The 21,176-nt window shown below is 70.9% G+C and carries 17 protein-coding genes; 11 read left to right on the top strand and 6 right to left on the bottom strand.

The genetic code is table 11. From position 1 onward, the window contains the following. Positions 1-161 precede the first annotated feature (161 nt). The 3 genes from OD750_RS15075 (at position 162) to OD750_RS15065 (ending at position 2,617) form a co-directional block, all read left to right on the top strand. Positions 162-431: a PepSY domain-containing protein gene (locus OD750_RS15075; protein ID WP_263541509.1), complete on the top strand. Its 270-nt coding sequence runs from the start codon at positions 162-164 to the stop codon at positions 429-431. After that, complete coding sequence (locus OD750_RS15070; RefSeq protein WP_263541508.1) at positions 412-1,128, top strand: response regulator transcription factor; 717 nt, start codon at positions 412-414, stop codon at positions 1,126-1,128. The genes OD750_RS15075 and OD750_RS15070 overlap by 20 nt, the downstream gene beginning before the upstream one ends. A 76-nt stretch (positions 1,129-1,204) precedes the next feature. Then, on the top strand, positions 1,205-2,617 hold the full coding sequence (locus OD750_RS15065) for an ATP-binding protein (RefSeq protein ID WP_263541507.1): 1,413 nt from the start codon (positions 1,205-1,207) through the stop codon (positions 2,615-2,617). Here the strand turns inward: OD750_RS15065 and OD750_RS15060 are convergent. The 4 genes from OD750_RS15060 to OD750_RS15045 are packed head-to-tail and all read right to left on the bottom strand — an operon-like array spanning position 2,614 to position 6,645. Then, complete coding sequence (locus OD750_RS15060) at positions 2,614-3,792, bottom strand: glycosyltransferase family 4 protein (RefSeq protein ID WP_263541506.1); 1,179 nt, start codon at positions 3,790-3,792, stop codon at positions 2,614-2,616. The genes OD750_RS15065 and OD750_RS15060 overlap by 4 nt on opposite strands. Further along, positions 3,789-4,871 carry a glycosyltransferase family 4 protein gene (locus OD750_RS15055; RefSeq protein ID WP_263541505.1) on the bottom strand — a complete coding sequence of 361 codons (1,083 nt, stop codon included), beginning with the start codon at positions 4,869-4,871 and terminating at the stop codon, positions 3,789-3,791. Before OD750_RS15055 ends, OD750_RS15060 begins: the two co-directional genes overlap by 4 nt. Continuing rightward, on the bottom strand, positions 4,868-5,467 hold the full coding sequence (locus OD750_RS15050) for a hypothetical protein (RefSeq protein ID WP_263541504.1): 600 nt from the start codon (positions 5,465-5,467) through the stop codon (positions 4,868-4,870). Before OD750_RS15050 ends, OD750_RS15055 begins: the two co-directional genes overlap by 4 nt. After that, positions 5,464-6,645, bottom strand: coding sequence for a hypothetical protein (locus OD750_RS15045; RefSeq protein WP_263541503.1), 1,182 nt, complete (start codon positions 6,643-6,645; stop codon positions 5,464-5,466). Before OD750_RS15045 ends, OD750_RS15050 begins: the two co-directional genes overlap by 4 nt. Before the next feature lie 91 nt (positions 6,646-6,736). Here OD750_RS15045 and OD750_RS15040 point away from each other — a divergent pair, with 91 nt between their 5' ends. Then, positions 6,737-7,231: a hypothetical protein gene (locus tag OD750_RS15040; protein ID WP_263541502.1), complete on the top strand. Its 495-nt coding sequence runs from the start codon at positions 6,737-6,739 to the stop codon at positions 7,229-7,231. A 137-nt stretch (positions 7,232-7,368) separates the two neighbouring features. On the opposite strand, the gene OD750_RS15035 is transcribed toward OD750_RS15040, so the two are convergent. Then, positions 7,369-7,689 carry a hypothetical protein gene (locus tag OD750_RS15035; RefSeq protein WP_263541501.1) on the bottom strand — a complete coding sequence of 107 codons (321 nt, stop codon included), beginning with the start codon at positions 7,687-7,689 and terminating at the stop codon, positions 7,369-7,371. Positions 7,690-7,827: 138 nt separating this feature from the next. Here OD750_RS15035 and OD750_RS15030 point away from each other — a divergent pair, with 138 nt between their 5' ends. The 6 genes from OD750_RS15030 to OD750_RS15005 are packed head-to-tail and all read left to right on the top strand — an operon-like array spanning position 7,828 to position 16,444. Further along, positions 7,828-8,718, top strand: coding sequence for a hypothetical protein (locus tag OD750_RS15030; RefSeq protein ID WP_263541500.1), 891 nt, complete (start codon positions 7,828-7,830; stop codon positions 8,716-8,718). Positions 8,719-8,736: 18 nt separating this feature from the next. After that, positions 8,737-9,108, top strand: a complete 372-nt coding sequence (locus OD750_RS15025; protein ID WP_263541499.1) for a hypothetical protein — start codon at positions 8,737-8,739, stop codon at positions 9,106-9,108. Then, the gene (locus OD750_RS15020) at positions 9,105-11,705 is read left to right on the top strand and encodes a glycosyltransferase (RefSeq protein ID WP_263541498.1); all 2,601 of its coding nucleotides are present in this window, start codon (positions 9,105-9,107) and stop codon (positions 11,703-11,705) included. The genes OD750_RS15025 and OD750_RS15020 overlap by 4 nt, the downstream gene beginning before the upstream one ends. After that, on the top strand, positions 11,702-13,117 hold the full coding sequence (locus OD750_RS15015; protein ID WP_263541497.1) for a glycosyltransferase: 1,416 nt from the start codon (positions 11,702-11,704) through the stop codon (positions 13,115-13,117). The genes OD750_RS15020 and OD750_RS15015 overlap by 4 nt, the downstream gene beginning before the upstream one ends. Further along, positions 13,114-14,130, top strand: coding sequence for a GDP-mannose 4,6-dehydratase (locus OD750_RS15010; RefSeq protein WP_263541496.1), 1,017 nt, complete (start codon positions 13,114-13,116; stop codon positions 14,128-14,130). The genes OD750_RS15015 and OD750_RS15010 overlap by 4 nt, the downstream gene beginning before the upstream one ends. Positions 14,131-14,140: 10 nt before the next feature. Continuing rightward, positions 14,141-16,444, top strand: a complete 2,304-nt coding sequence (locus OD750_RS15005; RefSeq protein WP_263541495.1) for a glycosyltransferase — start codon at positions 14,141-14,143, stop codon at positions 16,442-16,444. Here OD750_RS15005 and OD750_RS15000 read toward each other — a convergent pair. Then, positions 16,327-19,206, bottom strand: coding sequence for a C25 family cysteine peptidase (locus tag OD750_RS15000; protein ID WP_263541494.1), 2,880 nt, complete (start codon positions 19,204-19,206; stop codon positions 16,327-16,329). The genes OD750_RS15005 and OD750_RS15000 overlap by 118 nt on opposite strands. 168 nt (positions 19,207-19,374) lie before the next feature. Here OD750_RS15000 and OD750_RS14995 point away from each other — a divergent pair, with 168 nt between their 5' ends. Next, entirely contained in the window at positions 19,375-21,126 is a 1,752-nt protein-coding gene (locus tag OD750_RS14995; protein WP_263541493.1) for a hypothetical protein, read from the top strand. The last annotated feature ends 50 nt before the right edge of the window (positions 21,127-21,176 follow it).

Genomic DNA, 21,176 nt, shown 5'->3' with positions numbered 1-21,176 from the left:
AGCGCGGCCGGCCCGATCCGGTGAACGTTTTTTTTACAGGTAACCGGTAGCCAGGGCGCGTCCGAAGCGGACGCGACGCAAAGCCGTGGCCGGGCGTGGCGGATTCAGGCGCAATTCAATCCGTGCTATCGAGACTCGGACACCCTCGCTAAACTGAACGCATGAGTTTTCGACCGACCAAGACCGTGCTGGCGCTCGGTCTGATCGCCTTCGCGGCGTTCGGACGGCAGGCGCGTGCGGACCTTAGTCTCGAAGACGTGGTCGAACGCGTGCAGAAAGAGATCCAGGGGCGAGTGCTCAAGGCCGAGGAAGTCACCATCGGCAAGAAAAAACTTTACCGGATCAAGCTTCTCACCCGCGACGGAAAGGTCCAGGTGCTGAAGATTGCCGCAGACGAAAAGGAGATCCGAAATGCGAGTCCTGCTGGTTGAAGACGAAGCGCCGCTGCGCGAAACGCTGGCTGCGCGCCTTAAGCGGGAAGGGTATGCGGTCGACTGCGCCGCCGACGGCGACGAAGGCCTGTACCTCGGGCGCGAGATGCCGTTCGACGTCGCGGTGATCGATCTCGGCCTGCCGAAGCGTCCCGGCATGGAACTGGTCAAGGCGCTGCGCGACGGCGGCCAGCGCTACCCGATCATCATCCTGACCGCGCGTTCCAGCTGGCAGGACAAGGTGGAAGGCCTCAAAGCCGGCGCCGACGACTATCTCGTCAAGCCCTTTCACGTCGAGGAACTGCTCGCGCGCCTGAACGCGCTCGTGCGCCGCGCCACCGGCTGGACCAAGCCCGTGCTCGAATGCGGCCCTGTGGTATTGGATACGACGGCGCAAAGTATCACCGTGGAAGGCAAGCCCGTGGATCTGACGAGCTACGAATACAAGGTGATCGAATACCTGATGCTGCACGCCGGCGAACTGGTGTCGAAGGCCGATCTCACCGAGCACATCTACCAGCAGGATTTCGACCGCGATTCGAACGTGCTCGAAGTGTTCATCGGCCGCCTGCGCCGCAAGCTCGATCCGGAAGGCAACTTGAAGCCGATCGAAACCGTGCGCGGTCGCGGCTACCGCTTCGCGATTCCGCGCACCGACAACGCCGAAACCCCTGAAAACGAAGCCGGGGTCCAGTGAATCCAGACCCTTCGGCGCGCCGCGCCGTTCGCGTTGAACGCCCCCGCGGCGCGCCGCGGCGCGCGCGCGTGCGCCGATGAGATCGGTCAAGTCGATGAAGGCGTCGATGGCGGCGCGCCGGCCGCTGTCGCTGCAGGCGCGTTCGACGCTCGCCGCCGGCGCCGCGCTCGCGGCGTTTCTCGGCGTCACCGGTTTCGCGCTCGATCGCGCGTATTACGAAGCCACGGTCGCGGCGCTGCGCGATCGCCTGCAGAGCTACATCTACGCGTACCTCGCCGGTTCCGACGTGCCGCGCGGCACGAAGCTCCTGCCGCCCGAAACGCTGCCCGATCCCGAATTCAACCGACCCGGCTCGGGCCTGTACGCGGTGATCCTCGGCGGCGCCGACGGCGCGCTGCGCTGGGAATCGCCGTCGTCGCTCGGTCGCGACCTGCCGTTCGTCGCGCAGCTGCCGGTCGGCGAAACGCGCTTCGAAGGGCCGGTCGAAACGGCGGTCGGACGCATGTTCGTGCTGAGCCAGGGCGTGTCGTGGGAAGTCGACGAGCGCAAGCCGACCGCGCTGACGTTGTACGTGGCCGAAAGCGAACAGCAGTTCCATCGCCAGGTCGCCGCGTTCCGCCGCACGCTCGCGCGCTGGCTCGGCGCGCTCGCGGTGGTTTTGCTTTTGCTGCAGATTGCACTTTTGCGATGGGGTCTGTCGCCGCTGCGGCGCGTCGTGCGCGACGTCGACAGCGTGATGAACGGCGACGCCGAGCGCCTGTCCGGCGCGTATCCGCCGGAACTCGACCGCCTCACGGCGAGCTTGAACGAACTGATCGAATTCGGCAGCGAGCAGCTGGCGCGCTATCGCAACACGATGTCCGACCTCGCGCACAGTCTGAAAACGCCGCTTGCGGTGATGCGCAGCGAACTCGACAGCGCCGGCGACGAGGACAGCCTGCGCCAGACCGTCGCAAGCCAGACGCAGCGCATGCATGACATCGTCGCGTACCAGCTGTCGCGCGCGACGGCGTCGCGGCATCAGGTGTTCTCCACGCCGCTCGCGCTCGACGTCGCGGCCGAGGGCATCGTCACGAGCCTGGAAAAGGTCTACGCGAGCAAGCGCATCCTGTGCGAGTTCGAGATCGACTCGGACGCACGCTTCTTCGGCGCGCGCGGCGACCTCATGGAACTCCTCGGCAACCTGCTCGAAAACGCGTTCAAGTGGGCCGATCGGCGCGTGCTGTTCACCGCGCACGTGCTCAAGGCGCCGCGCATGCGCCGCGCGGGCGTGGAGCTGCGCGTCGAGGACGACGGCCCCGGCATTCCGCAAGAAAAAGTGGAACATGTGCTGCGTCGCGGCGTGCGCGGCGACGAACGCGTGCAGGGCCACGGCATCGGCCTTGCGATCGTGCAGGACATCGTCAAGGGCTATCGCGGCACGATGAGCGTGCGCAAATCCGAGACGCTGGGCGGCGCGTTGTTCGTGCTGCGGTTCGAAGCGGTCTAGCGCCCGATCGCCGCGGACAAAGCCCGCGCGATGTTCGCGGTGGCGTAGTGGCTCTCGACGTAGCACCGCCCTCGCGCGCCGAGTTCCGATCGGGCATCGGCGTCGACGGCCACCGCCTCGCCGATGCGCCGCACGAATTCGTCGCGCCCGCGGTACGTCCAACCCGCTCCCGAACGCGCGATGTGCTCGGCCAGCACGGCGCAGTCGCCGTTCGCGATCACCGGCGCGCCCTGCGCCATAGCCTCGAGCGTGACGATGCTGAAGCTCTCGTACGGCGACGGCATCACGAACGCGGTCGCGCCGGCCATCAGCGCGGCCTTGCGCGCGTCGTCGACGTAGCCGAGATACTGCACGTCGTCGCGCGACGGCACGCCGAGGTGGTCGCTGCCGGTCAGCACGAGATCGAGCGGCGCGCGGTGATCACGCCGGTAGCGCACGAACGCGTCGATCAGTTCGCGGCAGCCCTTCGCTTCGTCGATGCGGCCGCAGTACAGGAGATACGGCACGTCGCGGCGCTCGGGCGCGGCCGGCGTCGACGCCACCGCCATGCCGACGACGTCGCCGTGTTCGACGTGCCAGAGGCGCCGCCCGAGTTCGCGTTCGGCCTGCGTCAGCCAGACGACGTTCGCCGTATCGCGCGCCGCGCGCGCGAACACCCGCAGATAGGCAGGCGGCTCGTCGTGCAGCGTCGGCACGAGCACGCGCTTGGCGCGCGGAACCGCCGCCATGCCGTAGTACGTCGTCGGGTAGAGGTAGGTGCAGAACACGATCGCGGCGTAGTCGTCGTGGCGTTCGGCCAGATGATCGATCAGGCCCGGACACCACGGTCCCTGCGCGCGGATGAACGCTTCGGCGAGCTGCGGGCGCCACGGTACTTTTTCCACGACGCCGCGTTGTGCATTGTCGCGGTAGGTCGCCAGAAGCCGCCGGTGCAGGTCGCCGAACCAGCGACCGCGCGGCCAGGCGCTTTCGAAACGGCGGATCGTCACGCCGTCGCGCGTTTCGACGCCGGCCGGCAGCGCGTTGTCCCACGTGCGGTAGTCGAGCGCGCAGCTCGTCAGGATCTCGACGTCGCAGCGCTCGCCGAGCAGCTGCGCGTACTGCCACGCGAGCGCTTCGGAACCGCCGACGACGTCGGCGTGGCAGCGCTGCACGACGATCGCGATGCGGCTCATGCGAGCGCGCCGATCGCGTCGTGGAGACGCGCGACGCCGATCGTGCGGCGAAACGCCTGTCGATAGCGCGCGCGACCCGCGTCGCGCAGCGCCTGCGCAAGGTCGGCGTCGCGGAAGATGCGCGCGAGACTCGCGGCGTAGATACGCGGATCGGTGTCGTCCCATAGCAGGCCCGCGTCGCCGAGCGTGTCGGGAATCGCGCTCGTCGCGCGCGCGACGATCGGCACGCCGAACGCCATCGCTTCGACCAGCGGCACGCAGAAGCCCTCGTGCTCGGACAGCATCAGCAGCGCGTCGGCGCCGAGCCACAGGCTTTTCAGGCGCGCATCGTCGACGTTGTCGAGAAAGTGCACGTGGCTCGCGATGCCCTGCGCCGCGACGTGCGCGAACAATCGGCGCGTGTACGTGGCAAGCCGGCGATCCTGCTTGCCGACGATCAACAGGCGCGCGCCGTCGTCGTACGCGCGGCGGTAGCACGCGAACGCGTCGATCACCGCGAGGTGGCCCTTGTTCGGCGCGACGCGGCCGAGCATCAGGATATTGCGGCGGCCGTCGTTGTAGCGGTCGACGAGGTCGGTGTCGCCGGGCAAGTCGAGCAGGCGCTCGATCTGGTGGAACGGTGCGAGCACGCGACCGCGTCCGGCCGGAAAGCCGTGCGCGACGAGTTCGTCGAGGTTGTAGCGCGAGCAGGCGAGCGCGAGGTCGAAACCCATCGTCGACAGGCGCGGCAGGCTCGCGCGCCCGGCGGCACAGGTGCGCACGTGGTCGCGCGAATACCCGTGGAAGAATTCCGGCGGCGTGATGTTGTGATAGCGCAGCACGCGGCGCGCGCGCGTCTTTTCGAGCATCGCCTCGATGCGCGGCCAGCCGATCGAATAGTGGTAGATCACGGCGTCGCGCGGGCCGAGCCACGCGTCGAAACCGGCCGGCGCGTGCACGGCTTGCGCGATGCCGGTGGCGTTGTCGGCGTACAGGCGCACGTCGTGGCCGGCCGCGCGCAGCGCCGCGGCCATTTCGAGCACGTCGGTGCCGACCGCGTCGAACGCCGACAGCGACGGGGCGAGCAGCGCGATCTTCACGAGTCGTCGCGCGCCTTGTGCGCCGCGCGCAGCGCCGCGACCTCGTCGCGCAGCGCACGCAGTTCGGCGACGAGATCGTCGCCGTTCGCCGCGTCGCCGTGACGGGCCAGCGCCTGGCCGAGCCGGCGCTGTTCGCGTGCGATCTGCGGCAGTTCGGCGACGAGCGCCAGCCGTTCGACGATGCCGCCGACGACCGGCCAGCGCGTGACGCGCCAGAAGCGATAGCGCCATGCGAGGCCTGCGACGTGCACGCCGAAGCCGCGCCCTTCGCGCGACCAGCGCACGTCGCCGAGGATCGCGATCTTGCTGTCGCCGTCGACGAGACGTTCCATCAGTTCGAGCATGCCGTTGGGGTCGGGCGCGCGCTTGAGCAGGCAGCGGTACGCCATTTCGACAAACGCCTCGTTGTGCACATTGACGAAATCGCCGAGCGCGTACGACGTACGCTGCGGATGGTCGTACGGCAGTGCGGCGTTCGCCGCCGGTGCCGGCGCGACGGGCCCGGCGGGCGCCGACCGCGCGGGCGGCAGCGCTTCGGCTTCGGCGCGGATTTCGCGGCGCAGCGTGTCGTGGTCGATCGGTCGTTCGGCGGTCATCGGGACGTTCGGCGCGCGGCACCCGGCGCGGCGCCCGCGCTCGCGGCGGCGCCCGCGGCGAGCGGAATGATGCCATAGGCCCGCGCGGTCGGCAGGTCGATCCACTGGTAGTCGGGATTGCGCCGGCGGAAGCCGGCCGACTCGCGTGCGTAACGCGCGCGGCCCGCGGCGAGCGCGGCGTCGAAGCTGTCCATCGCGCGCGGATCGAAGCCGGCGAGACGGTCGGCGAAGGACGCGCGCGGCCTCGGCGGCAGGCTGCGCTTGCCGAGCAGCGTCGTCTCGACGAACAGCGGCGCATCGTCGCCGGATTCGCCGTGGAACGCGAGCAGCGCGTGACCGGGGACGAGGATCAGCGCGCTGCCGACGCCGATGCGTTCGAGCGCCGCGGCGATCAGCAGGCTGCCGTCGAGGCAGTTCGCGCGGCGTTCGCGCCACACGTCCTCGTGCAGGCGCACGCGCTGGCTCCACGCGGTCGGCCCGCGCGCGACGCCGGGATCTTCGTCGGCGTAGCGCAGGCCGTGGCGCTCGAGCACTTCCCAGATCGCGAACGCGAGCGCGAGCGTATCGGCGCGGCTGCGCCCGCGCGCGTCGAACGCGAGATCGGGATGGCGTTCGCGCGCGGCGTCGAGAATGGCGTCGACGATGCGCGAACTCGGGTCCGCGTACGCGGCGAAGATCCAGCCGAGGTCGACCTCGGCGTTGCCGGCGCGCACGTAGTACAGCGCTTCGCCGAGCGGATGCAGGCGCGCCGGCTGGCTGCGGCGCTCGGTCGTGCCGTCGACGGCGAACTCGACGTCGAGCGCGATGGCCTGCGGCGCGGCGAGGCGCGCGAGCGCGGCGGTGTTCCATTCCAGCGCCGGCCGCAGGCGATAACGCTCGCCGGCGCGCGGGAGCGTGGCGTCGAGCGATGCCGCTTGCGCGAGCCACGGCGAGCGGATGGCGAGCGCGACGCGCTCGCCGTCGCGCGCGGCGACGCGTTCGATCTGCACGAGCCCCGTGCCGGCGCCGACGATGGTGGTTTCGGCGCGCGCGGCGGGACGGCCCTGGGACAGGTCGAACACGGGATACAGCGCGTCGTCGGGCGTGATGGCGATCGAGAAGTCGAGCGCCCGCGCGGACGGCGCGACCAGGGCGAGGCAGAGCAGCGTGGCGCGTGCGAGGGTTTGCAAGGAAAGCATGCGCCGACTATCGTTGCGGACGGTCCTCGTTGTCCATGCCCGCGGCGCCGCAACGGCGCCTCCCGATTCGTCCGTCACAGCTGGAGTTCCCATGCGCCGATTCGCCGTTCCGTTCGCTTTCGCCGTCGTTCTCGGTGCCTGCAGCGCTCCGCCGTCCGATCAGAAGCCCGCTGCCGAGGCGGCGAAACCCGCGGCGCCGGCCGCCGCGCTCGCGACACCGCCGGCCGCGCCCGCCGCCGCCGCGCTGCCGCCGGAAGGCGCGTGCGGCGACCAGAGCGCGGTGGCGAAGGAAGAACGCCTGGCCAATACGCCGCGCTGGACGACGGCGAGCGAAGTCGAGAATTTCGGCTACGACGTGTTCCGCGGCGATGCCGAGGAAGGTCCGTTCACGAAGCTCACCGCATCGCCGCTCGCCGGCGCCGGCACGACCGACGAAACGAAGAAGTACGAGTTCCGCGACGACACGATCGATCCGTGCAAGGACTACTGGTACTACGTCGAATCGATCTCGACGACGGGCGTGCGCGAGAAGTTCACGCCGGTGTTCAAGGCGGCGGCCAAGCGCCGCGCCGCGGCGCCGAAGTAATACGTAGAAATGTCTCCCGCCGCGCGGCGGCGCGCCTGGTGGTTTGCCTTTCTGGCGTTGTATACGCTCGAACAGGCGCTGCTCTGGTGGCTGTACTGGGGCCATGGCGCCAAGACGCTCGCCGGCGACGAGGTGATCTATTCGGGCTGGGCGCGCGATGCGCCCGAGCTCGCGCCGTTCGCGCAGTCGTATCTGTGGCCGCCGCTGCAGGCGTGGTTTCTGCGCGCGCTCGATACGAACGTCGTCGCGGTGCAGCTCGTGCAGACCGCGCTGCTGCTCGGCTGCGCGGGCCTGCTGCGCGCGCTGTGGCTCGCCTGCGACGGGCGGCGGCGCGCGGCGAATCTCGCCGCGGCGTTGTTCGTGTTGAATCCCTCGACCGCGGCGTACGCGCAGTGGCTGTGGCCGGAAGTCGTGCATTTGTTCCTGATGCTCGCGGCGCTGCATTTGCTTTCGCTCAAGCCCTCTCCCCCAAGCTCGCTTGGGGGAGAGGGTTGGGTGAGGGGCTGCGCCTCGCGCTTCGTCGAGATCGAGGTGGTGCCGAGCGTCGCCCCCTCACCCCAACCCTCTCCCCCAACGCGGTTGGGGGAGAGGGAGCGATGCGCGGCATCGCCGGTTTTCTCGCCGGCATCGCCACCGGCGCCGCGATCCTCGCCAAGAGCCTGCTCACGCCGTTCTGGCCGCTGTTCGCCGTGCTCTTGTGGCGCCGCGAACGGCCGCGCTTGGACGTGCGCATCGCGGCGCTGTTCGTCGCTGGCGTCATCGCAACGATCGCTGTGCCGCTCGCGCGCGGCTGGCAGGCGACCGGCAAGCCGATGGTTGCGGACAGTTCGGCGTTCAATATCGTCGGCGGCCTCGCCGACCGTTGGCGCAGCGACTACGTCGGCGACAGCGTCGGCGTGCTGCTCGGCGAGTGGTTCGCCGCCGGCGCGACGCCGGCCGAACGCAACGCGGCGTTTCTCGACCGCGCGCGGCGCGTCGTCGACGAACGCGGCGTCGTCGCGACGATCGAAGGCCAGCTGTCGAAACAGTATTTCCGGTTGTTCAACGCCAAGACGCTGCTGCTGTCGCAGCTGCCGGGCGCCGCGTGCGCGGGCTATACCGGCGCCTATCGCGAGGCCGCGCCGGCGCTGGTGTCGACGCTGACGCTGTGGAGCGACGCCGCGCACGCGCTGACGCTCGCGGCATTCGCGTTCGGCCTCGCGCTGTGGCGGCGCTGGCGCGAACCGTTGCCGTGGCTTGCGCTCGCCTTCTTCGCGTACCAACTCGCGCTGTATCTGCCGCTGCACGTCAAGGCGCGTTTTCTGCTGCCGATGCTGCCGTTCCTGTGCGCGTTCGGCGCGAGTTTTCTCGCGAGCCTCGCGCGGCCCGAACCCGGCGCGGCCGTCGCGCTGCGCGGCGCGTGGCGCCGGCTTGCCGGCGCATCGCTGGCCGCGCTGCTGCTCGCGCTCGCGTTTGCCGCGCCGCTGCTCGACCTCAGCTGTGCCTGACGTCACAATCGGCGCACGATGAATCGCGACTACGAGTTCGAACTGCGTCTCGCCGAAGCGGCCCATACCGAGGAGCAACTGCGCAAGCTGCTCGATATCCTGATCGGCGAAGGCGAGGCGGTGTTCGCGAGCCGCAGCTGGCGGCTCGGCAAGCGCCTGACCGACATCGCCGCGACGCTCCTGCGCCCGTTCGGCTTCGAGCCCGCGCCGGCGCAGGATGCCGCGCACTGGCACCGCATCGTCGCCGCGCACGACGACGCGCTGCGCCGCCGCCGTCTGCTGCTCGACCAGCTCGTCGCCGATCCCGACGCGACGGTCGACGTCGCCGCGCTGCTGGCGACGCTGTGGCGCGAAGCCGGCGACGAGCGCGTGCAGCAGCAGGAACCATGACGCGGCGCGCGAGCATCGTCATGCTCGCGTGGAACGCGTGGGCGCTGACGCGGCGCGCGCTCGACACGCTGCTGGCGACCGATCTCGACGCGGCGGACGTCCTCGTCGTCGACAACGGTTCGACCGACGAAACGCCGGCGGAACTTGCGGCCTACGCCGACCGCGTGCGCGTGCTGCGCCTGCCCGAGAACGCCGGCTTCGTGCGCGGCAACAACGCGGGCATCGCCGCGGTCGATCCCGCGTCGGACGTCGTGCTCGTCAACAACGACCTGGAATTCACGCAGCGCGACTGGCTCGCGCGCCTGCGCCGCTGCGCGCACGGCGGCGACGCCGTCGGCATCGTCGGCTGCCGCCTCGTCGACGGCGAAGGTTCGCTGCTGCACGCCGGCACGCGCGTCTACGCCGACGACGGCGCCGGCGTGCAGATCGCGTCAGGACGCGTCGAGCGCGACGTCGGCCAGTACGCCGGCGGCGACCGCGTCGTGCAGGGCGTGGTGTTCGCCGCGGCGTACATCCGGCGCGAAGTCATCAGCGCGATCGGCGCGCTGCACGAGGACTATCACACCTACGCCGAAGACAGCGACTACTGCCTGCGCGCGCACGCCGCCGGCTTCTTCACCGTGCTGTGCGGCGGCGTGACGCTCGTGCACCGGCAGCACGGTTCGACCGGCGCCGACCGCGCGTGGCGCGAGCAGTTGCTGGGCGCGGGACGCACCGTATTCCTGCGGCATTGGCGTGCGACGCTCGAAGCGGGCTACACGCAGCGCCTCGTGCTGGCGTCGGCGTGGGATTTTCCGCACGACGTCGCCGAGGTCGCCCGGCCGCTCGCGCGCGCGCTCGACGAGGCCGGCGTGGACGTGCGCTACCGGTCGCTGTACCGGCGCGTGCTGCCGCACGCACTCGCCGAGACCGGCGACAGCCGAGACCACACGCTCAACACGCTGCGCGCGCGACCGATGCCGGCCGCGCCGCGCATCGGGCTGGCGCTCGGCGATCCGCAGCTGTGGCGCGAGCTGCACGCCGACCATCGCATCGGCTGGACCGCGTTCGACCGCGCGCCGGACGCCGCGACCGTCGACGCGTGCAACGCGATCGACGAGGTGTGGGCGCCGACGGCCGCGCAGCGCGACCGGCTCGTCGCCGCCGGCGTCGCGGTGCCGGTTCTCGTCATGCCGTGGGGCGTCGATCCGGACTACTGCCATCCGCAGATCGTCGCGCCGAAAAATCCACACGGGGAATTCGTATACCTCCTGGTCGCGTCGTGGGACGACGTCGATCGGCCGTGGCTCGCGCTGCGCGCGTTCACGCGCGCGTTCACGCACGACGAGCCGGTGCGGCTCGTCGCGTGGATCGATCCGCTCGGCGTCGATCTCGCCGCCGCGACGCGCGCGCTCGCGCTCGATCCGCACGGCGCGCGCATCAGCGTGCTACCGCAGCGACGCGTGCCGGAAGAAGAACGCGCGCTGATCTATCGCGGTGCCGACGCGCTGTTCGCGACCGCGCGCGAGGGGCCGGCGCTCCACGCCGCCGCCGCGGGCCTGCCGGTGGTCGCGGCCGACGACGCGGCGCTGACGATCGACCGCCTGCGCGAAACGTGGCGCGATCGCCACGCGGCGCGACGCACCGCGCTCGCGGCGAGCGCACGCGTGCGGCGCGAGCGCGGCTGGGCCGCGGTCGCCGAGCGCGTGCGCGAGCGTCTCGCCGACATCGAACGCGCGTTGCCGATGACGCCGCGAGCGCCGGTGCCGCGACGCGGCGCGGGCGGCGCGATCGTGCTCGGCATGCACCGCTCGGGCACGTCGTGCGTCGCGGGCCTGTTGCACCTGATGGGCTGCTACGGCGGCGACGAGGCGGGTTTTCTGTCCAATCCCGACGAGAACGCGCGCGGCTTCTTCGAGCGCGGCGACCTGCACGCCGCCTGCGTCGAAGCGCTCGCCGCGCGCGGCGCCGACTGGTCGATACCGCTCGACCGCGACGCGAACGCCGAACCCGATCGGCGCCTGCGCGGTACCTTCGACACGATCCGCGCGGAACTCGAATCGCGCGCGCCGTGGTTCGTCAAGGAACCGCGCCTGTGCCTGCTCTGGCCCGACATCGGGCCGCTCGTCGCTGACGCCGCGATCGTGCACGTCGTGCGCGCGCCGGGCGCGGTCGCCGCGTCGGTCGCCGCGCGCGACGGCCTGACCGCGCCGCATGCGCTCGCGCTGTGGGAGCACTACAACCTCGCCGCGCTCGCGGCCGGCGCTTCGCGTCCGCGCACGATCGTCGACTACCATGCGCTGCTGGCCGATCCGGTCGCCACCGCGCGGCGTCTGTACGACGCGCTGCGGGACGCCGGCCTGCGCGGCCTGCGCTGGCCGTCGGCGCCGGAAATCGTCGCATGGGTATCGCCGCGCCTGGCGCATCGCCGTCTCGCGCGAACGCCGCCGCTGTTGGCCGAGCACGCGCGGCTGTGGGCCGCGCTCGCCGACGGCGGCGCGCTGCGCGAACCGGTACCGGCCCCCGCGCCCGACAGTGTCGCGCTGCTGGCACGGCTGGCGGTCGAGCACGCCGAGATGCTGCGTCGTCAACATAGAGGCAAGGTCAAAAAGTCATGAATGCCGCCGTCGATCCGCCGCCGATCCGCCGCCTCGACTGGGACGGTGCCGTCCTGCGCGTGACGACCGCGCCGCATGCGGCGTTCGATCTCACGCTCGACGGCGTGCGCTACGCGCGCATCGGCGCCGACGCGCACGGCCACGCGCGCGTCGCGCTGCCGTTCTCGCCGAGCGGCCACACCTCGCTCGCGGTCGGTTTCGCCGGCGAGCACGGGTTGATCGGCGCGCCGGTCGGCATCGCGCTCGGCACGCCGGGCCTCGCGCTCGCGCCGGCACCGCGGCCGCTCGCGCCGCTCGCGACCGAAGAACTCGTACCGCTCGACCGGCTCGCGGATCTCGCGCGCCCCGTCGCCGTCGTCGTACCGGTGTACAACGCGCCGGAACTCGTGCGGGCATGCCTCGACAGCGTGCTGGCGCACACGCCGGACGACGTGCGGCTGATCGTCATCGACGACGCGAGTCCCGATGCGGCCGTCGCGCCGCTGGTCGCGCGCTACGCGTCGGCGCGCGCGACGGTGCTGACGAATCCGCACAATCGCGGATTCACGGCGACCGCGAATCGCGGCATCGCCGAGGCCGGCGACGCCGACGTCGTGCTGCTCAACGCCGACGCGGAAGTCGCGCCGCACTGGCTCGCGGACCTGCGCGCCGCCGCTTACGCGCGCGGCGACACCGCGAGCGCGACCGCGGTGTCGGACAACGCCGGCGCGTTCTCGGTACCCGAACTCGAACGCGAAAACCCGCTGCCCGCGGGCTGGACGTTCCACGACGCGGCGCGCGCGCTGCGGCAGTCGGCGGGGCTCGCGTATCCGCGCCTGCCGACCGGCAACGGCTTCTGCCTGTACATGAAGCGCGCGGCGATCGCCGCGGTCGGCGTGCTCGACGAGGTCGCTTTTGCGCAAGGCTACGGCGAGGAAAACGACTGGTGCCAGCGCGCCTGCGCGCACGGGTTCACGCACGTGATCGCCGGCAACGTGCTCGTGCGTCACGCGCGCAGCCAGAGTTTCGGCCACGAGCGCCGCGCCGCGCTCGGCGAGGCGGGCGCGCGCGTGATCCGCGAGCGCTGGCCGACGTACGACGCGCAGGTCGGCGCGACGCTGTTTTCGCCCGAACGCCTCGCGCTCGACTGGCGCGTGCGCCGCCTCTACGCGGGCGCGCCGCCGTCGCCGCGGGTGCTCGCGTTCGACGCGGCGGTTGAAGTGGAAAATGCGGAAGTGTGGACGTTGACGAGCGTGGACGGCGAGAAGCGGTTGCGCGATCCGAACGGCGTGACGGTCGACCGCGCGAGCGATCGCGACGCCGCGATCGCGTTCGCACGCTGGCTGCAGCGCCACGCGTTCGAGCGCGTTGCCGGCCGCGTGCCGGACGATCTCGCGGCGATCGCGCGCGCGTTCGGCGTCGGCCTCGCGTGAGCGCGCCGCTCGCGATCGTCACCGGCGCGACCGGGCAGGACGGCGCGTACCTGTGCCGCGCGCTGCTCGACGACGGCTGGCGCGTCTGCGGCACGCGCCGCGCGGGCGGCGACGAGGCGCTGTGGCGTTTGCGCGAGCTGGGCATCGCGGCGCACCCGTGGCTCGATCTGCGCACGCTCGATCTCGCCGACGAGAATGCGTGCGACGATCTCGTCGCGACGCTCAAGCCCGCGCAGGTGTTTCATCTCGCCGCCGTCAGCAGCGTGGCGGCGGCGTTCGAGGCGCCGCTGGCGGCGCTCGCGGCGAGCGGCACGGCTTGCGCGAACCTGCTCGACGCGATGCGGCGCCATGCGCCCGATGCGCGCCTCGTGTACGCGTCGAGCGCGGAATTGTTCGATGCGCCGCACGTCGACGAGAGCGTGCAGCCGCGCGCGCGCAGTCCTTACGCGTTCGCGAAACTCGTCGGCCACGCGGCGGTGCAGGCGTATCGCGCGAGCTATGGCGTGCATGCGAGTGCGGCGATCCTGTTCAATCACGAATCGCCGTTGCGCGGCGCGGGTTTCGTCACGCGCAAGATCGCCGCGACGGCCGCGCGCGTCGCCCGCGGCTCGGACGAGGCGCTCGCGCTCGGCAATCTCTCCGCGCAGCGCGACTTCGGCTACGCGCCGGACTACGTCGCCGCGATGCGCGCAATGGCCGCGCGCGACGCGCCGTCGGACTACGTGCTCGCGACCGGCGTCGCCACGAGCGTGCGCGTTTTCGTCACGACCGTGTACGCCGCAGCCGGCATCGCGCTGCGCTGGTCCGGCGCCGGCATCGACGAGCGCGCGCACGACGCGCAGGGCGTGCTGCGCGTGCGGGTCGATCCGGGTCTGCTGCGGCCGCTCGACGCGGCGGTGCAGCGCGGCGACGCCGCCAAGGCGCGGCGCGAGCTCGGCTTTGCGCCGTCGCTGGACATTGCCGGCCTCGCCCGGACAATGCTCGACGCCGAGTTGCGCCGTCTCGCCCGTTGAAGGAATGCGTTTGTCCGAGCCGATTCCCCTGATCCTGAACGTCGACGCGATCAGCGCGCCGTTGACCGGCATCGGCGTGTACACGCGCGAACTCGCGCGTGGCCTTTCCGGCGATCGGGCGGTCGCGCCGCTCAAGCTGTTTTCGGCGTATCGCTGGGTCGACGACGTCGAACAGGCGTTCGCGGTCAACCGCACGATCCAGTCGGTGCGGCGCGTCCTGCCGTTCCGGCAGTTCGCCCTGGAGGGCTACACGAAGCTGCGCGCCGAGCTGTTTCGCTGGAACGCGCGGCGTCTGCGCGGCTACGTGCTGCACGCGCCGAACTTCGTGCTGATGCCGTTCGACGGTCCCAGCGTCGCGACCGTGCACGACATCTCCTACCTGCGCTATCCGCAGTTTCATCCGCGCGAACGCGTGCGTTTTCTCGAGCGGCATCTGCCGCCGACGCTCGCGCGCGCCGACGCGCTGATCGTCGACTCGCACTACGTGCGCGACGAGCTCGTCAACGTGCTCGGCGTCGACGCCGCGAAGCTGCACGTCGTGCCGCTCGGCGTCGACGCGGCGTACCGGCCGCGCACGCCGGACGAACTCGCGCCGGTTCTCGCGCGCCACGCGCTCGCCGCCGGCGGCTATCTGCTGGTCGTCGCGACGCAGGAGCCGCGCAAGAACCTCGAACGGCTCGTCGAGGCGTATGCGCAGCTCGATGCCAACGTGCGCGAACGCGTGCCGCTCGTCGTCGTCGGCGCGCGCGGCTGGCTCGACGCGTCGCTCGCGCGCGTGATCGAACCGCTGGAGCGGAAAGGCCAGGTGCGCCGCCTCGGTTTCGTCGACGACGCCGACCTGCCGGCGCTGTACGCCGGCGCGTTCGGGTTCGCGTTCGTGTCGATGTACGAAGGTTTCGGCCTGCCGCTCGTCGAAGCGATGGCGAGCGGCGTGCCGGTGCTCACGTCGAACGCCGCGTCGATGCCGGAAGTGGCCGGCGACGCCGCGCTGCTGGTCGATCCGCTCGATGTCGACGCGATCCGCGCGGGTCTGGCGCGGATGGTCGACGACGCATCGTGGCGTGCCGGCGCGATCGCGCGCGGACTGGAACAGGTGAAATCGTATACTTGGGCGAACACGGTCGCCGCGACGGTCGACGTGTACCGCGCCGCGATCGCGCGCGCGGCGAACGCGGCGCCCGCGCTCGCGCATCAGCGGCCCGGCGCCGACGCGGTGTCGGTACCGCGTGCCGGCGTCGTGCTGGTCAACTACAACACGGCCGATCGCAGCCTGCGTTGCGTGCGCTCGCTGCGCGCGCTCGCCGCGCGCGTGCGGCTCGTCGTCGTCGACTCGGGCTCGCGCGCCGACGATCTGAAAGCGCTCGAAGCCGGCCTCGCGCACGAATGGCCCGGCGCCGAGCTCGTCGCAAGCCCCGTCAACATCGGGTTCGCCGCCGGCTGCAATCGCGCGATCACGCGGTTTCTCGATGACGCGTCGGTGTCGCACGTCCTGCTGCTCAACAACGACGCGGTCGCCGCGCCCGCGCTCGGCGACTGGCTCTGCGCGCACCTGGACGGCCGCGCCGACGCCGATCTCGCCGGCGGCCGGGTGCTCAAGCTCGGCGCGGCGCCCGGCGAGAGCGGCGAGATCGATTCGCTCGGCATCGCGTTCTACCGCAGCCTGCTGGCGTCGAACCGGCTTGCGGCCGGCGATCCGTTCTTCGGCCCGACCGGCGGCTGCGCGCTATACGCGCGGCGCGTGCTCGAAGCGCTGCGCGATGCGCACGGCGGCGTGTTCGACGAGGATTTCTTCTGCTACGCGGAAGACACCGACGTCGCCGCGCGCGCGCTGCTGCTCGGCTTCACGCCGCAGTATTCCGACGACGTGCTCGCGTGGCACGAAGGGCAGGCGTCCAGCGGCGGCGGCTTCAACGACTTCGTGCTGTACCACGGCATCCGCAATTCGATCTGGATGGCGGTGAAATGCGTGCCGGCGACGGCGGTGCTCGCGCGTCTGCCGTGGCTCGTCGCGCTGCACGCCGGCGTGATCCTGCGCCACAGCCTGCGCGGCAAAGGGCGCGTCGTCGCACGGTTGTACCGCGACGCGTTCTTCGGGCTCGCGCGGATGTGGAAGAAACGCCGGAAGATTCAACGCGCGCGGCGCATCGGCGCGCGCGAGTTCGGCGCGCGCATCAGCGCGCGCTTCTACGACCAGGGTTACTTGCGCAACGCCTTGCGCGAGCTGTGGGGCGCGCCGGCGCGCGATTCGTCGGCGCCGCCGCCGCCCGAGCGCGACGCCGAGTCGGCGACGGACCGGCGTTCCGGCTTGGACTGAGCCTTCGCCGCGGCCTTGGCCGGCGGCGCGTCTTCGAAGCCGGCGCGCAACAACTCGTCGCCTTCCTTGCGCTTCTTTTTCGGTGCCGCGGCGACGTCTTCCGAGGCGGCCTTCGCCGTGGCGTTCGGATCGTGCTGGCCCGGCTGCACCGGCGGCGGCTGCACGGCGGTCTTCGGCGCGGCCGGGGCCGCCGGCTTCGGCTTTTCCGGTTCGCGCAGCACGAGGCGGCCGATCGCGTCGAAGCCGCGGTTCGGGTCGGCGACGTAGGCGCGCAGCTCGGTCGCCTTCGCGGCGGCGTCGTCCGGCGGCGTCGGCAGCGCGAAACGCGGGCCGAGCGCGGCGAACCGTTCGGTGTGCGTGACCTTGCCCTTCTCGTCGAGCCAGTCGACCGCGACCTGTCCGCGGAAGCTGCCGCGGCTGACGATCGCATCGACGCGCTCGCTGCCGAAGGGACCCGGCACGCGCGCGAACGACAGTTCGCCTTCGGGGCGTTCGAGGATCACGGCCGGATCGCCGAGCAGGTTGTACGTTTCCACGAGCGTGTCGTCGCGGCTCGTCTTTTTCGCGGCGACGAGCGCCTCGCCGATCGTCGCGCCGCGCTTGGTCAGTTCGCGCACGACTGCCTTGCTGTATTCGGGCGACGGCGAGTTGCGCCAGGACGCCGCGAACACCGCGATCGCGCCGCGGTCGGCTTCGCGCAGGAAGCGCTCGCCGATGGAGTCTTCGGTCGGGTTGTCGAACGGCGCCGAGTAGCACGTCATCGACAGGATCATCGGCAGCGTCGCGCCGTTCTTCAGATGCGAAACGTCGTCCAATGTGAACAAGTCATGGTTCTTGCGCAGGTCGGGCGGGCCCGTGCGCCAGATGTACCGGCCGCCGTGGCCGATGAAGTGCACGAGCAGGCGGCCTTCGTTCAGGCCGTCCTTGATCGCGCTCTGGTGCGCGACGTTGTCCTTTTCGTCGGCGCTCGCGTACACCTTGTCGCTGAGAAAGCCGTTCTGGCCGAGTTCGTTCGCGATCTGGTCGGAGCTCGATTTGAAGTAGTCGCTCTCGTCGGTGATGAACATCACGTCGCGGCGCCAGGCGCCCAGGCGCGGCGTGCTCATGTACTTGATGGTCTTGTCGACGATCGCGGCGACCTCGGCCGGCTCGACGACCGGCAGGCGCCCGACCGCGATGACCGGATGCAGCGGGTCGTCGCCGACGCTCGCGAAGTGGTTGTCGCTCGCCGACTGGCCGTCGTACGAGGCGAACTGCCACGTCGGAATGAGGTTGCGGTGCGGCAGGTCCTTCGGCGTTTGCGCGTACGGCGTGCTCGGAATGTCGCCGAAGCCGCCCGGGTTGAGCAGTTCGTTGTCGGCCCATTTGGCGAGCGCGAGGCGGTCGATGCGCTGGTGGCGGATGTCGAAGCTCGCGTCGCCGACCAGCAGCGCGAAGCGCGGCGCCGGCTTCGGCCAGTCGTGGTACGCGCGGTCGAGCAGCGCGCGGATCGCCTGCGGATGCGAAATGCCGTGGTTGAATTCGTCGTAGACGTCGTCGACGTCGATGACCGCGACCTTGAGCCCGCGCCGTTCGTGAAACTCCGCCAGCGGCCGCGCGGCGTCGATCAGGCGCTTGTGCGCGATCATGATGTAGTCGACCGGCTCGCTCGGGTTCTGCCAGCGCGGCGGCGCCTGCTTGCGCACGAGCGTGGGCTTGTACAGGCCGTCGGCGCCGACCGCGTGCAGTTCGACGTTGCCGGCCGGCGCTGCGAAACGCCACGCGCCGTCGGCGCCGGCCGCGACGTAGCGGCGGCCGTCGCTGCCGTACAGCGCCGGCTCGGCGCCGGCGCGGCGCACGCTGACGATGCCCGGCGTCGCCGCATACAGCGCGTCGTTCGATGCGGCGAGGTCGCCCTGGATCGGATAGTCGAGTTCGAGCCAGTTGAACATGACCACGTCGACGATCAGCGTCTTGGGGTCGTGCGCGGTCGGACGCTGCGGCACCGACAGTTCGATCTTGTTGCCCTGCGCCTTGAGGAGGGCGAGCGGCAGGCGCAGGTCGAGCGTGCGCTCCTGGCGGCCGTCGAACGCGAGCTCGCCGACCGTCGTGCCGTTCAATACGATCTTGACGTGATGGTCGTCGGGCTTGGGCTTGTCGCCCATGCGCATGACGTCGGACATGCCGCGCAGGTTGATCTTCGCCGCGAGGGCGCTGCCGCGCGCGGCGAGGTCGGGCAGATCGAACGCCACCTCGTACGGCTTCGGGTCGACGTGCGTGAGTTTCGCCCAATGCCACACGTCGGGCTCTTCCCACAGCTTGGTCAGCGACTGGTTGAGGCGAATCATCAGATTCTCCTGCTCCAGGTGCAGGCGCCGCGACAGCTCGGCGTTGCGACCGCCGGCGGCGGGCGCGGGCACGTCGGCGATGCGCGCGTGCGTGCCCGGTTTCGACGTGAGCTGGTAGACGTTGACCGTGCTGTAGCTGTCGAACCACGACATCGGTCCGTGCAGCGGCCGGCCGACCCATTCGATGTGGTCCTGCGGCCCGAGCGTCGCGCCTTCGCCGGTCGTTCGGATCGGCACTTCTTCGCCGTTCTGCGTCAGTACGAGCGAATCGCGCGGACAGTCGGCGAGCGCGGGTTCGGCGGCGACGATGCCGGCGCGGTCGAGCGCGTAGACGCCCGGATGCTCAAGCTCGATGTGCAGCGCGCCGGAACAGGCGAAAGCGCCGGCCGGCAGGGCGAGGACGGCGGAAAGGACGAGGCTCGATCGGAAGGACATCGGCGAAAACCGGACTGCGACGTGCGCGACAGGATCGGCCAAGTTACCGGTTGCTCAAAAACTCTGCAAATGCCGTACGGCCGAACGTTGCGCTGCCGCGCCGACAGGAGCCGGCGCTATAGTTCGTATACGGGTGCAATCCCCCTTTTGTCGCCAAGGAGCAGTGTGATGATCGTCAGGACTACCGGTGCGGTATTGGCTTGCCTGATCGCGTGCAACGTGCACGCGCAGGTGACGGAAACGGGCAGCGAGCCCCTCCGTATCGATGCGACGGCCGCCAAGCGCGTCGAATGGCGCGATGCGGCGAAGGCCGCCGCCGAGGCGCCGACGCTGGCGCTGCCGGCGCTCGCGCACGAACGTATCGAGGCGATGCAGCGCCGCAACAGCGAAAGCCGGCATCGCCGCTTCCAGATCGGCGTCGTGCGCGCCGTCGCGAGCGAGGCGGTTTCCGACGTGCCGAAGCCGACGCTGCAGGCCGTCGCCGACGGCACGGTGCTGCGCCTGGACGTCGCGTCCGCCGGCGCCGCCGCGCTGCGCGTGGGCCTGCGCGTCGACGCCTGGCCCGACGGCGCCGAGCTGCGCGTGGCCGGCACGGTGTTCGGCGACACGATCTACGCGGTCGACGCCGCCACGGCCCGCAACCAGGCCGATCCGCAGGGCGTGTACTGGACGGCCGTGACCGACGGCGAGCGTCAGCGCCTGGAGCTGTTCGTGCCGGCCGGCATCGATGCCTCGCGCGTGCGCTTCTCGATCGATTCGGTGTCGCATCTCGTCGTCGGGCCGCAGGGTTCGAGCGGCGACGCGAAGGCGCTCGGCGACTCGGGCGCGTGCGAAATCGACGTCGTCTGCCGCACCGGCACGCTCGGCCAGAACTTCGTCGACCTGAAGAACTCGGTCGCGCGGCTCGTGTTCCAGTCCGGCGGCGGCACGTACACGTGTACCGGCACGCTGCTCAACGACACCGTCGCGGCCACGCAGATTCCGTGGTTCTACACGGCGCATCACTGCATCGGCAACCAGACCGAGGCTTCGACGGTCACGACGTTCTGGAACTTCGAAACGCCGACCTGCAACGTCGACAACGCCGGCCCGAACATCCAGGTGCAGGGCGGTTCGCAGCTGATGTATTCGCAGGCGAGCACGGACGGCGCGCTGTTGCGCCTGAACAACTCGCCGCCGGGCGGCGCGGTGCTGCTCGGCTGGAACGCAGGTTCGCTGCCGACGCCGACGTCGATCATCGGCGTGCATCATCCGCGCGGCGACATCAAGAAGGTCAGCATCGGCACCCACAGCGGCGTGAGTTCGAACGTCGACATCGACGGGCAGATCCTGTCGAGCGCGCTGCGCGCGTCGTGGGCCGAAGGCACGACCGAGGGCGGCAGTTCCGGCAGCGGCCTGTTCACGTTCAACGGCGGCTACCAGCTGCGCGGCGGCCTCGCCGGCGGCACGGCCGGCTGCAGCAACAGCGGCGGCAGCGAAGCTTCCGGCAACCGCGATTTCTACTCGCGGCTCGAACTCGTGTTTCCGTCGATCTCGCAGTACATCGCGGGCGCCGCGCAGAACGGCCCGACGCGCGACTACACCGGCCAGTGGGACCTGCCGAGCGAGGCCGGCCGCGGCGTGTCGATGTTCGCGTTCGGCCAGAACATCCTGTTCGCGCTGTGGTTCGTCTACGACAACCAGGGCCGCGCGTCGTGGTACCAGCTCGACGCGCAGTGGACCGGCCCGGACGTTGCCAGCGGCCGCGTCGTGCGGTGGACCGGCACGCCGTGGGGTCCGACGTACAACCCCGGCGATCGCGTCCTGACGCAGACCGGCACGTTCACGCTGACGTTCGTGTCGGCGACGCAGGCGACGTTCGCGTACAACGTCGACGGCGTGAACCGCACGATCACGCTGACCAAGGCCGTGGTGAACTGACCTGTCTCGTGCGTGGCCGGATGCTCGTCGCATCCGGCCGCGCCCGGCGA

It is taken from the genome of Tahibacter soli (assembly GCF_025717065.2).
GTDB lineage: Bacteria > Pseudomonadota > Gammaproteobacteria > Xanthomonadales > Rhodanobacteraceae > Tahibacter > Tahibacter soli.
The sequence above is the reverse complement of the archived record's forward strand: the minus strand, read 5'-3'. Positions and strand labels throughout refer to the sequence as shown.